Source organism: Bradyrhizobium sp. CCBAU 51745, from assembly GCF_028128715.1.
GTDB classification, from domain to species: Bacteria; Pseudomonadota; Alphaproteobacteria; order Rhizobiales; family Xanthobacteraceae; genus Bradyrhizobium; species Bradyrhizobium manausense.
On the sequence record NZ_LBJP01000070.1, the window covers coordinates 35,884 to 48,583 of the forward strand.

General features: G+C 64.6%; 11 protein-coding genes. 7 read left to right on the forward strand and 4 right to left on the reverse strand.

Annotated features, from left to right (window positions below; translation table 11 throughout):
- Positions 1–21 precede the first annotated feature (21 nt).
- The 4 genes from XH98_RS17235 (at position 22) to XH98_RS17250 (ending at position 3,126) form a co-directional block, all read left to right on the forward strand.
- The gene (locus tag XH98_RS17235; RefSeq protein ID WP_271619357.1) at positions 22–1,233 is read left to right on the forward strand and encodes a molybdopterin molybdotransferase MoeA; all 1,212 of its coding nucleotides are present in this window, start codon (positions 22–24) and stop codon (positions 1,231–1,233) included.
- A gap of 175 nt (positions 1,234–1,408) precedes the next feature.
- Positions 1,409–2,110 (forward strand): transcriptional repressor LexA, encoded by a 702-nt coding sequence (lexA, locus tag XH98_RS17240; protein WP_271619358.1) that lies wholly within the window; start codon positions 1,409–1,411, stop codon positions 2,108–2,110.
- A 185-nt stretch (positions 2,111–2,295) separates the two neighbouring features.
- Positions 2,296–2,499, forward strand: a complete 204-nt coding sequence (locus XH98_RS17245; RefSeq protein WP_271619359.1) for a hypothetical protein — start codon at positions 2,296–2,298, stop codon at positions 2,497–2,499.
- 192 nt (positions 2,500–2,691) lie between these two features.
- Complete coding sequence (locus XH98_RS17250) at positions 2,692–3,126, forward strand: hypothetical protein (protein WP_271619360.1); 435 nt, start codon at positions 2,692–2,694, stop codon at positions 3,124–3,126.
- Between the two features lie 89 nt (positions 3,127–3,215).
- Here the strand turns inward: XH98_RS17250 and XH98_RS17255 are convergent, their stop codons facing one another.
- The 4 genes from XH98_RS17255 to XH98_RS17270 form a co-directional block, all read right to left on the reverse strand.
- Positions 3,216–5,513, reverse strand: a complete 2,298-nt coding sequence (locus XH98_RS17255) for a ComEC/Rec2 family competence protein (RefSeq protein WP_271619361.1) — start codon at positions 5,511–5,513, stop codon at positions 3,216–3,218.
- Positions 5,514–5,612: 99 nt separating this feature from the next.
- Positions 5,613–5,846, reverse strand: coding sequence for a DUF2171 domain-containing protein (locus XH98_RS17260; RefSeq protein ID WP_271601079.1), 234 nt, complete (start codon positions 5,844–5,846; stop codon positions 5,613–5,615).
- Between the two features lie 82 nt (positions 5,847–5,928).
- Positions 5,929–6,315 (reverse strand): nuclear transport factor 2 family protein, encoded by a 387-nt coding sequence (locus XH98_RS17265; RefSeq protein ID WP_271619362.1) that lies wholly within the window; start codon positions 6,313–6,315, stop codon positions 5,929–5,931.
- Between the two features lie 7 nt (positions 6,316–6,322).
- Positions 6,323–7,999 carry a glutamine--tRNA ligase/YqeY domain fusion protein gene (locus XH98_RS17270; protein ID WP_271601077.1) on the reverse strand — a complete coding sequence of 559 codons (1,677 nt, stop codon included), beginning with the start codon at positions 7,997–7,999 and terminating at the stop codon, positions 6,323–6,325.
- 145 nt (positions 8,000–8,144) lie between these two features.
- Between XH98_RS17270 and gltX the strand changes: the two genes are divergently transcribed.
- The 3 genes from gltX (at position 8,145) to XH98_RS17285 (ending at position 12,684) form a co-directional block, all read left to right on the forward strand.
- Positions 8,145–9,572, forward strand: a complete 1,428-nt coding sequence (gene gltX, locus XH98_RS17275) for a glutamate--tRNA ligase (protein WP_271601076.1) — start codon at positions 8,145–8,147, stop codon at positions 9,570–9,572.
- Between the two features lie 158 nt (positions 9,573–9,730).
- Complete coding sequence (gene gltA / locus XH98_RS17280) at positions 9,731–11,035, forward strand: citrate synthase (protein WP_057756039.1); 1,305 nt, start codon at positions 9,731–9,733, stop codon at positions 11,033–11,035.
- A 470-nt stretch (positions 11,036–11,505) separates the two neighbouring features.
- The gene (locus tag XH98_RS17285) at positions 11,506–12,684 is read left to right on the forward strand and encodes an ROK family transcriptional regulator (protein WP_271601314.1); all 1,179 of its coding nucleotides are present in this window, start codon (positions 11,506–11,508) and stop codon (positions 12,682–12,684) included.
- The last annotated feature ends 16 nt before the right edge of the window (positions 12,685–12,700 follow it).

Genomic DNA, 12,700 nt, shown 5'->3' on the forward strand with positions numbered 1-12,700 from the left:
ATCTCGTTGCGGGAGTTCGCCGTGGCCCTGATGCCGGTTTCCGATGCGCTTGCCGCCGTGCTCGCCGGTGCGGAGCCTTTGGCTGAGGAAATGATCGCTCTGGATCAGGCCTTCCATCGCGTGCTCGCGCGGGACGTCGCGGCGCGCCGGACGCAGCCGCCCGAGGCGATGTCAGCGATGGATGGTTATGCCGTTCGCGCGGCTGATGCTGCGAAGGTTGATGCGCAGCTCACGGTGGTCGGCGAGGTTGCAGCCGGCCGCCCATTTGCAGGAACGGTCGGTGCCGGCGAAGCTGTCCGGATCTTCACCGGCGGCGTCGTTCCCGCCGGCGCCGATGCGGTCGTGATCCAGGAGGACACCATCGCGGACGGCAAGCGCATCACGATCAAGGAAGCTGCCCTCACCGGGCGGCACATTCGCCCCGCCGGGATCGACTTCCGCGAGGGCGACGTGCTCCTGCGCAAGGGCGCACGGCTGACCGATCGGGACCTTGCGCTCGCCGCGGGCATGAACCATCCGCAGCTGAGCGTTCATCGCCGTCCTAAGGTCGCGATTCTCGCAACCGGCGACGAGCTTGTGATGCCGGGCTCGACACCCGGCCCCGGCCAGATCGTCTATTCCAATGGCTACGCCCTGCACGCCCTCGCCCGCAGCGAGGGTGCCGACACCATCGATCTCGGCGTCGCCGCCGACACGCTTGCCGCCACCACCTCGGGCATCCGCCGCGCCCGCGAATCCGGCGCCGACATCCTGATCACGACCGGCGGAGCGTCTGTCGGTGACCACGATCTGGTGCAGCAGGCGCTTCGGCACGAAGGTATCTCGATGGCGTTCTGGAAGATCGCGATGCGGCCGGGCAAGCCGATGATGAACGGGCAGCTCGGGCCGATGCGCGTCATCGGCCTGCCCGGCAATCCCGTGTCATCCTACGTCTGCGGCTTCCTGTTTCTGGTGCCGCTGATTCGCGCGCTGTCGGGCCGCTCAATGATTCATCATCGCCGCGAACGCGCCGTGCTCGGTCGCGACCTCGGGGCCAATGACCAGCGCGAGGATTATCTGCGTGCGCGTCTGGAGACGCGGGACGACGGCACGCTCGTCGCTCTTCCCGTCAACCACCAGGATTCCTCACTGTTGGCGAATCTCGCTGCGGCACAGGCACTTCTCGTGCGCGCGCCGTTCGCACCGAGGGCCGCTTCCGGCACGCCTTGCGAGGTGTTGCGACTGCCGGAGTGAGCGCGCCGACGCAACCGTCCCGCGAACTTTGTCGCGTTCACGGTAAATTAAGCAGTTGCGGAACATGTATCGAACATATAGTGTCCGTTCATGATTTGTTTCGAGCATGTAGCGGCTTACTGCTGAATTCAGCGTCTGGGAATCGAGCGACATCGTCAGGGGGATTTTGGTCGAGATGTTAACGCGCAAACAATACGAGCTCCTGCGGTTCATCAGCGAGCGATTGAAGGAAAGCGGCGTGCCGCCCTCCTTCGACGAGATGAAGGATGCGCTCGACCTGCGCTCCAAGTCGGGCATCCATCGCCTGATCACTGCGCTCGAGGAGCGCGGCTTCATCCGCCGCCTGCCCAACCGGGCCCGCGCCATCGAAGTGATCAAGCTGCCTGAACTCCAGGCGGCTGCCGGCAGCCGTCGCGGCTTCACGCCGAGCGTCATCGAGGGCAATCTCGGCAAGGTGCACACGATGTCGAGCCCGCCCGTCGATGAGGGCGAACGCCCTGTCGCAGTTCCCGTGATGGGCCGGATCGCGGCCGGTACGCCGATCGAGGCCTTGCAGACGCGCAGCCACACCATCAGCGTCCCGCCCGACATGCTCGGCGCGGGCGAGCACTACGCGCTCGAAGTCCGCGGTGATTCCATGGTCGATGCCGGCATTCTCGATGGCGACATGGCGCTGATCCAGCGCAACGAGAGCTGCGACACCGGCGATATCGTGGTGGCCCTGATCGACGACGAGGAAGCCACGCTCAAGCGTTTCCGCCGCCGCGGCGCCTCGATCGCGCTCGAGCCGGCAAACGCCGCCTACGAGGTCCGGATCCTGCCGCCCAACCGGGTCAAGATCCAGGGCAAGCTGATCGGGCTGTACCGCAAATACTGAACGCGGCGCACGTCGCCACCTGGCAAGCACGCCCTCAAGATCGGAGCGGACGATTGTCCGCTCCGGCTGGTTGGTTTTTCTGGTTTTGCACTGATTATCCGGCCACCTCTCCCGCGCTACATCCCCGGCACGCCATGACGAAGCACGCATCGCTTCGCAGGCCTTGCGAGACCGAGGAGACCGCCATGCGCAAGATTATTCTGAGCACCGTCGCGATCGCGCTGATCGCAATATCAGCGTCGCAAACCTTCGCTGCGCAGCCGCAGCATCACGTTCGCAGGGCGCCACAGGCGACGAACGAACAATTCCGCAGTGCCCGCAACGCCGTCGGGCAACAGGCGCAGCCGGCCTGGCCTTATTCGGGTTGGTCGGCACCGGCTGGGCGCTAACGAAGAAGCTCTCGGAATGCACGGAAGCAGTCTTTGTTCCTCGGATGTCTGAAAAAGAAATTGTGATGGCAGCCTGCAGACTCAAGCCGCAGATTTGCCCCCAACATGGCATATGATCGCAGGCTTCCACTCTGATAGAGGCCTGCGCCTCAGAAGAGGCGCGGGTGCTCTATCGCTGATGAGGAGCACCCGATGTGTGACTATAGCTTGCATGCCGTCGCGACGCGTCCCGCAGAGGTCGGCGAGACGATCGTCACGACAACCTTCCGCGGCACCTCGACGCGCGGCTTCGCCTCCGAAGCCGACATGTCGGTCGCGGTCTGCCTGCTGCCGGGAACGGAGCTCGCCTTCGCCGACAACGTCCGCTACGACAACAGGTGGATCTGGACGCGCACCATCAATTCGCGCGTCGGCAAGTTCGGCAAGGTCGATCCGCACATTCCCGATCGTCATCACGACGCGATCGAATTCCCCGATGGCAAATACGTGCTGGTGACCCAGCTCGTCGAAGGCCAGCGCGCAACCGTGCTGCAACTGCCGGTGACCCAGCCGCTCGGTGAGCGCGAGCACAAGCCGCAAGTTGTCGCCGACAGACAGCCGACACCTCCGGGCCTGCCGATCGGTTGAACCGGCCAAAATTGGGCATGATCTCCGCGCAAACGCGTTTTCGCGTTTGTCGCGCCGGAGAACCGCTCCGCGCTTGTCCGGATCATGCCTCAATCCTCGGCCTGAAGGTCGGCCTCGGACGGTGTTGCGTCCTTGGCGCGCGGAGCTGCGGACCGCGGCATGAGGGTCCCTTCGAAATCTCCATCGCCGGCCGCCGCCGGCGACCAGGGGCGGTTTGCGCCTCTCGCCCTCGCCGCCGCAATGGCAAAGCCATCGCCGCGACGTGTCAGCGCCAGCGCGCCCTGGCTCGCCAGACGCGGCCGATCGATCACCATCCCGGTGCAATCCGGCGGCGCAGGCTTTGCCGTCACCACCAGGGCCGCGCGACCGCAATCATCAGCCAGCGCGTCGATGCGGAGCGCCAGCGCGACCATGCGGCCGTCGGCAAGCGGCGTCACGCAGCCGGCATCGTCGCACGACACGCCGTCGCCGAGCGAGGTGCTCGCCGCATCGCGCGAATCAGCGTCCGCTGCAAGCCACTCCTTCAGCAGGAAATTGTCCTTCTTCGCCCTGATCAGGTGCAGCTGCCCGTCCCTGGCGCGCACCGCGACGTTCTGACCGTCACCGGCAATCAGAATATCGGGTTGCCGGACGGAAAGACTCCAGACGGTCGCCGCCACCAGCACGAATGCTCCCGACCAGCGCAGCGGCGTGCGCAAAAGACCCATCAGGATCAGGCCGAGGCTCGCAGCGATCAGCGGCACCGTGCCGAAGGCGCCGACGTGGCCGACCGCGCCGGGCAATGCCGCCACCCAGCGCGTGACCAAGATCATCCAGTCGATGCCGATTCCCATCAGCCACCAGAACACGCCGTCCAGCCCGAACGGAGCCGCGAGCAATCCGAGCAGCCCGGCCGGCATCACCAACGCCGAGACCACCGGCATCGCGCCGAGATTGGCGAGCACGCCATAAGGCGTCACACGGTGGAAATGGAAGGCGGCGTAAGGCGTGGTCGCAAGTCCCGCGATCATCGAGGCCATGAACAGCATCGCGATCTCGCGGCCTCCCCACAGCGCGATGCGCGCGGTCGCCGAATGATCGGGCGAGGCCAGCAGGCTCGGCATGCCGATCTGCACCATGGCGACGAGCCCGAGCGTCGCCGCGAACGACATTTGAAAGCTTGGATGCACCAGCGCTTCCGGCGCGGCCGCGAGCACGATCAGCGCCGCCACGGCCAGGGTGCGAAACGTGATCGCGCGGCGATCGACGATGACAGCGATCAGCACCACCGCGGTCATGAAGAACGATCTCTGCGTCGCGACTTCGGCGCCCGAGAGCAGCAGATAGAACGCTGACGCAACCAAGGCGGCGGCGGCCGACCATTTCTTGATGGGAACGCCCGCTGCCAGTCCCGGGACGAGCGCGAGCAGCGCGCGGACCGCGAAGAAGACGACCCCCGCGACGACGGCCATGTGATAGCCCGAAATCGAGAGGACGTGACCGAGCCCCGAGATGAACATGGCGTCGTTGACCGGCGTCGTAATCGCATCGCGGCGGCCGGTGAGGAGCGCGGTCGCGATGGCGCGGTTATCGCCGTCGAGCGTGGCGCGGATGCGCGCGTCGATCGCATCGCGCAAGCCCTGCATGATCGCGGCATAGCGCAGCTGCAATCCGCCCGACACGGCCGGCGTCACAGTCGTGATCGCCCCCATCGCAAAACCGGAGGCGCCGATGCCCTGGAAGAACATGTCGCGCGAGAAATCGTAGCTGCCCGGACGCAATGGCGACAGCGGCGGCATCAGCCGCGCCTTCAGCTGCACGAAGCTGCCGACATCGGGCGCCGTCCCCTTGCGCACGGAGAGGCGGACACGCTCGAGCTTCACGTCGCTGCGCTGTGCCTCCATCGCCGTGACACGCAGCACGAAACGGTCGGTACGCTCACGGATGTCGCGGGTCTCGACGAAGCCCGACAGCGACACGGAATAAAGCGGCTTTGCGAGCACGGTATGGGCGATGCGTGCCGTCTTCCACGTCGCCGCGGCAAAGCCGGCCGCAACCGCCGCGATCATGATTGCGGGCGCAAACAGGCGGCTTCGCCGCAACAGGACGGCGCCAGCCATGAGCGCGGTCGCCATCGCCATCGTGACCCACAGCATCGGCTCATGGTCGGCGGCAAAATAGAGCGCGATGCCGCAGCCGAAGGCGACGGGCACCCAAGGAAACAGCCGACCCGCACCAGCCTCGGCCTTGGCCCATTCGCGCAGCTGCCCGACGACCGCGGGCCAGACGCCCGACCCGGCCGGCACGAACCCGCCGGCCGACGCGGCCCGGCCCGTTGGCCAAGTTCCTGCGATCGGCGTCCCGGCAATGCCTTGCGACAGACGCTGCGGCCGGCCCGGCTCCGCCATTCCCTTGACAACCCCTGCGATATTAGACCGACGCAGAGGCTACCGGAACGTGCAGGCCGCCGAATAGCGGTACGGATCGAGAACGCAAGGGCCGCGCCCCTACTTTTCCTCTTCCATCGTCACGGCGACGTCCGCCTTGGCCGACAGCCGGACCTTGTTGCCCTCGACACCGGCGACGAGGCCCTTGTCGATGAAATGGTGGTGACCCCGGTGGCTGCCCTCACCGCTGTCCTTCTTGGTCAGCTTGATGCGGTTGCCCTCGACCTTGTCGACCGTGCCGACATGGACGCCGTCGGCGCCGATGACTTCCATATGCTCTACGATGTTTTGCATGGCGGGATCCTCCGATGGATGGATCCGCCTCAACGCGGCGACAGCACGTTCGTTTCCATCGCCGGAATGACGATGCCGTGCGTCAGATCAACGGCGCCTTTGCCGAGGCGTGGTGATTGACGATCTTCCAGTCGCCGTCCTCGCGGATGATGACCCAGCTCATCTTGACGACGAGATCAGAGCGTTCACCGGCAAAGTTGAACGTGATGGTTGCGCCCATGTTGATGAGGTCAGGACCGGCCTGCGCCGCCTGCACGTCGGAAAATGCCGCGCCCGGCTCGCGCCAGCGCGGCAGGCCGTTGAAGTATTCGGCAACGCCATCCCTGCCCCGATAGAGTTTCGGATTGGAGCCGAAGAAAAAGGCGTTCTTCGAATAGAGCGATGAGAGCGCGACCGCATCGAGCGTTGCGAAGCCGGCGCACCATTTCGCAATGGTGGCGGAAACGATGGCATCGGCCTCACCGCTCATTCGTTTGTCAGCCCTTGGCCACTTCCTTCGCGAACGTATCGCGCAGGCCGATGGTGCGTGAAAACACCGGCTTGCCGGGCGTGGAGTCCTTGTCGCGCACGAAATAGCCCTGGCGCTCGAATTGCATCGGCTCGCTCGAATTGCTCGCGGCAACCGAGGCCTCGACCCGGGCATCGCTGAGGATCTCCAGCGAGTTCGGATTGAGATCGGCCGCGAAATTCGAGGCGTCAGGGCTCGGATTGGCGAACAGCTGGTTGTAGATGCGGATTTCCGCCGGCACTGAATTGGCCGCCGGCAGCCAGTGCATGGTCGCCTTGACCTTGCGGCCGTCAGGCGCGTTGCCGCCCTTGGTCGCGGGATCGTAGGTGCAGCGCAGTTCCACCACCTCGCCCTTGTCGTTCTTGATCACACCGGTGCACTTGACGAAATAGGCGTAGCGCAGCCGCACCTCGTTGCCGGGCGAGAGGCGGAAGAACTTCTTCGGCGGGTTCTCCATGAAGTCGTCCTGCTCGATATAGAGCTCGCGGCCGAACGTGATCTTCCGCGTCCCTGCCGAGGGATCATCCGGATGGTTGATCGCCTCGAGCTCCTCGGTCTGCCCTTCCGGATAGTTCTCGATCACGATCTTGAGCGGCTTCAAGACTGCCATGCGGCGCTGCGCCGTGCGGTTCAGCTCCTCGCGGATGCAGAATTCGAGCATGCCGACATCGACCACGCTGTTGGCCTTGGCGACGCCGATCCGCTTGACGAATTCGCGCAAGGCCGCCGGCGGCACGCCGCGGCGGCGCATCCCCGCCATGGTCGGCATGCGTGGATCGTCCCAGCCGGCGACATGGCCGTCGCGGACGAGCTGGGTCAGCACGCGCTTCGACAGCAGCGTGTAGGTCAGATTGAGCCGCGCCATTTCGTACTGGTGCGGCTTGGACGGCACCGGCAGCTTTTCGATGAACCAGTCGTAGAGCGGCCGGTGATCCTCGAACTCCAGCGTGCAGATCGAGTGCGTAATGCCTTCAATCGCGTCCGACTGGCCATGGGCATAGTCGTAGCTCGGATAGATGCACCATTTGGTCCCGGTGCGCGGATGATGCGCATGCAGGATGCGGTAGAGCACGGGATCGCGCAGATTGATGTTGCCCGAGGACATGTCGATCTTGGCCCGCAGCACGCGCGCGCCGTTGGGGAATTCGCCAGCCTTCATGCGGCGGAACAGGTCGAGGTTCTCCTCCACGCTGCGGTCGCGGAACGGCGAGTTCTTGCCGGGTTCGGTCAACGTGCCGCGCGAGAGGCGGATCTCCTCCTGGGACTGGTCGTCGACATAGGCGAGCCCGTCGCGGATCAGCTTCTCCGCCCATTCATACAGGCGGTCGAAATAATCCGAGGCGTAGAACAGGTTCTTGCCCCAGTCGTAGCCGAGCCAGTGCACGTCGGCCTGGATGGAATCGATATATTCCTGCTCTTCCTTGACCGGATTGGTGTCGTCGAAGCGCAGATGGCAGCGGCCCGGAAACTCCTGGGCGATGCCGAAATTGAGCGCGATCGACTTGGCGTGGCCGATATGCAGGTAACCGTTCGGCTCCGGCGGGAACCGGGTCACGATCTCCTTGTACTTGGCCTGATCGAGGTCGGCCTGGATGATGTCACGAATGAAATCGCGCCCAACCTCAGTCGCCACCGGTTCTGTCATTACGAAAAATCCTGTAGGGAAATCAGCGGTCCTTCTGCCAAATTCGCGTGGCTGAGCCAAGAGCTTAAGGCATCCGCTGTCGGGCTTTAGTTATGCTCCGGTCCTGTTATATACCACCGCCTCCCATGCATAGGCCCTGCCACGAATGACTGATCCCATCGTCACCCGCTTTGCTCCCTCCCCGACCGGCTTCCTCCATATCGGGGGCGCCCGCACGGCGCTGTTCAATTGGCTCTATGCAAAGAAGCACGGCGGCAAGATGCTGCTGCGGATCGAGGACACCGACCGGGAGCGCTCCACCGAGGCCGCGATCGGCGCGATTCTTGACGGGCTGAAATGGCTGGAGCTCGGCTGGGATGGCGACGTCATCTATCAGTTCAGCCGCGCCGCCCGCCATCGCGAGGTCGCCGAGCAGCTGCTCGCCGACGGCAAGGCCTATCGCTGCTACGCCACCGCCGAGGAGCTCGCCGCCATGCGCGAGAAGGCGCGCGCGGAAGGGCGCACCCGTCTCTATGATGGCATGTGGCGCGATCGCGATCCGGCCACCGCGCCTGCTGACGTCAAGCCGACCATCCGCCTTCGCGCGCCGCAGACCGGCGAGACCGTGATCGAGGACCAGGTGCAGGGCCGCGTGGTCTGGCAGAACGAGAACCTTGACGACCTCGTCCTGCTGCGCGGTGATGGCAACCCGACCTACATGCTCGCGGTGGTCGTGGACGACCACGACATGGGCGTCACCCACGTCATCCGCGGTGACGACCACCTCATCAACGCCGCCCGCCAGAAGCAGATCTACGATGCGATGGGCTGGGCGCTGCCGAACATGTCCCACATCCCGCTGATCCACGGTCCGGACGGCTCAAAACTCTCCAAGCGCCACGGCGCGCTCGGCGTCGATGCCTACCGCGCCATGGGATACCTCCCGGCCGCGCTGCGCAATTACCTCGTCCGCCTCGGCTGGAGCCATGGCGACCAGGAGATTTTCTCGACCGAGGAGATGATCGCGGCGTTCGACCTCGCCAATGTCGGCCGCGCCGCCGCCCGCTTCGACTTCGCCAAGCTGGAGAACCTCAACGGCCACTACATCCGCCACGCCGACGATCAATCACTCGTGAAGATGTTCGAGGACGTGCTCGACCACGTCGTGCCCGCGCGCGACGAGATCAAAGCCAAGTTAAACGACACCACGCGCGCCCAGCTGCTCAAGGCCATGCCTTCCCTGAAGGAGCGCGCCAAGACGCTGCTCGAGCTGATCGACGGCGCCTATTTCATCTTCGCCGACCGGCCGCTGCAGCTCGACCCGAAGGCGGCGGCCCTGCTGACGGCCGACAACCGCAAGCTGATCGGCCAGCTTCATTCCGCGCTGGAGAAAGTCGAGACCTGGAGCGGCGCTACCACCGAGGCCGCGCTGCGCGCCTTTGCCGAGGAAAATGGTCTCAAGCTCGGCGCGGTCGCCCAGCCTTTGCGGGCGGCGCTGACCGGCCGCACCACCTCGCCGGGTATTTTTGAGGTTTTGGACGTGCTGGGACGCCAGGAAAGCCTCGCCCGGCTTGCAGACCAGGCCAAGGAATAGGCTACGACGTAAGTCCACCTTGCGTGGCGCCATCTTGCAGCGCACACAGCAATAATATACCCATCTTGGCCGTACCTTCTGGAATATCCGGCCTGCCCCCACCACGTCTTCGGGGCCTTCCGGGTCCGGCCCGTTTCACCTTACATCGGGGACCTCTGATGGACGCAAAATCGAGCAATAAGACCGCCACGCTGACGGTCGGAAACAAGAACTACGATCTCCCGATTCACAGCGGCAGCGTCGGACCTGATGTCATCGATATCGGCAAGCTGTACGGCCAGTCCGGCCTGTTCACCTACGACCCCGGCTTCACCTCGACCGCGAGCTGCCAGTCCAAGATCACCTATATCGACGGTGACGCGGGCGTGCTGGAATACCGCGGCTATCCGATCGAGCAGCTCGCCGAGCACGGCGACTTCCTCGAGACCTGCTATTTGCTGCTCTACGGAGAGCTGCCGACCGCCGCGCAGAAGAAGGATTTCGACGACCGCGTGATCCATCACACGATGGTGCACGAGCAGATGGCCCGCTTCTTCCAGGGCTTCCGCCGCGACGCCCATCCGATGGCGGTCATGGTGGCCTCGGTCGGCGCGCTGGCCGCGTTCTATCACGACTCGACCGACATCAACGATCCCAAGCAGCGCATGATCGCCTCCATGCGCATGATCGCGAAGATCCCGACGCTGGCGGCGATGGCCTACAAGTACACGATCGGCCAGCCCTTCATGTACCCGAAGAACTCGCTGAAGTTCGCCGAAAACTTCCTGCACATGTGCTTCGCCGTGCCTTGCGAGGAGTACAAGATCAACCCGGTGCTCGCTGACGCGCTGGACAAGATCTTCATCCTGCACGCCGACCACGAGCAGAACGCCTCGACCTCGACGGTGCGCATCGCCGGCTCCTCCGGCGCCAACCCGTTCGCCTGCATCGCCGCCGGCATCGCCTGCCTCTGGGGCCCGGCACATGGCGGCGCCAACGAAGCCGCACTGGCGATGCTCGCCGAGATCGGCACCGTGGACAAGATCCCCGAGTTCATCGCCAAGGTGAAGGACAAGAACTCCGAAGTCCGCCTGATGGGCTTCGGTCACCGCGTCTACAAGAATTACGATCCGCGCGCCAAGATCATGCAGAAGATGTGTCACGCCGTGCTCAAGGAGACCGGGCATGGCGACGATCCGATGCTGAAGGTGGCGATGGAGCTCGAGAAGATCGCGCTCAGCGACCAGTACTTCATCGACCGCAAGCTCTACCCGAACGTCGACTTCTATTCGGGCATCACGCTGAAGGCGATGGGCTTCCCGGTCTCGATGTTCACCGTGCTGTTCGCGGTCGCCCGCACCGTCGGCTGGATCAGCCAGTGGAGCGAGATGATCGAGGATCCGCAGCAGAAGATCGGCCGCCCGCGCCAGCTCTACACCGGCGTCACCCGCCGCGATTACGTCGCGATCAAGGATCGGAAGTAAGATCGGACCTCAGGTCCTGCGGAACGGCGCCATCGCAAGATGGCGCCGTTTTTTGTTTTGCACAGGTGCCGTAGGGTGGGCAAAGCGCAGCGTGCCCACCGCTTCTCTCAATTGCGAACAGATCGTGGGCACGGCGCAAGTGCGCCTTTGCCCACCCTACGAAACTACGTCGCGATCGAGGATCGCAAGTAACCCTTAAGCCGATACGGAAGCGGCGCCATCGCACGATGGCGCCGTTTTTGTTTTGCGCAGGTGCCGTAGGGTGGGCAAAGCGCAGCGTGCCCACGGCTTCTGTCCGCATCGCGAGAGGTGATGGGCACGCTTCGCTTTGCCCACCCTACGAAACTACGAACCTTTCCCGTTCCGTGCTGCCCCGCACAACAACAAGTCGGCGCATCGCACCGACGAGCGCTTGACAGTCGAAACGCTCCGCGCGCAAATTCTTACACTAAGTAAGAATGACGACAGGGATGGAAATGCCGGAGCAGCCGAGAAGTCGGCGGCAGACGCGCGCTGCCATTTTGACTCACTTGCTTCAGTCCGGCGGTTCGTTCCGGCCGCCGCTGGCGAAAGCCGTGCGCTTGTCCGAAGCAAGCCTGTCGCGCATCCTGTTCGACCTGAAGGCCGAAGGCCTGATCGAGGAAGTCAGGCGCCCTGCCCCCTATGTCGGCGGCCCGACGGGTCTCGTCTCGCTCGATCCCACGGTGGCGCTTGGCGCCCTCGAGCTCACCGGAGAATGGCTCAGCGTTGGTGTTGGTGGTTTGGCCGGCGAGCTGCATGACTTCGAACGTGTGCCGCTGCCGCGAAAGCCGACCGTCGAAACAGTCAGCCGGGTATTCCGCGAAGCTCTGAACTTGCTGCGCGACTGGACGCGCCGCCGCCGGATCAGGCTCGCACAAATTGGCGTGACCGTTCCAGGCCTCGGCCGTCTGAGTGAGTTTGGCAATCCGATCATTCCCTGCGATGTCGGAGGTATCGGCGACGTGTTCGTCGAGATGTTCGCGGGCGTGCCTGTTGCCTTCACCAATTCGGTGGTGGCGCACGCCACCTTTCACCGCTGCCGCAACGAGAACTATCCGTTCACCGACGCGCATTTGTTCGTCTTTGTCGGCCAGGGTGTCGCGGGCGCCTGGATCGATGATCCGATCGAGGACGACGCACTCGAGCCGGTCGAGCTCGGCCACATGGTGTTCGGAACCGATGGGCCCCGTTGTCGCTGCGGACATCAAGGCTGCGTCGAAGCCTACACGTCGTTGCCGGCGCTGGCCAAGCTGCTGCGCATGACCGAAGCAGAATTGCTGCAGCTCGGCACTGACTGGGTGACAACGTTCCCGCTCACGGCGCGGCTGCGCCAGGAATTGCGCCAGCGGTTGTTTCGTCTTGGCCTCGCCATCGGCAACACGTTGAACGTCAAACCATGTCGCGGCGTTGTCGTCAGCGGCTGGCCATCGCTTCTTGCGGAAGACGATCGAAAAGCCGTGAGCGACGGCATCGATTCCTGCCTGCTCGGCGGCCGGAAGCTGGCGCAGGTGTCGCTCGCCTTCGTGCCACCCTCGACCGGCAAGGACCCGCAGGCCGCCCTCGCCTTCGCCGCCTTCTGCCTGGCGAGATCCGGCGGCATGCCCGCCGCATCGACGGAGGCCGCCTGACATGACCTAAGCCGCG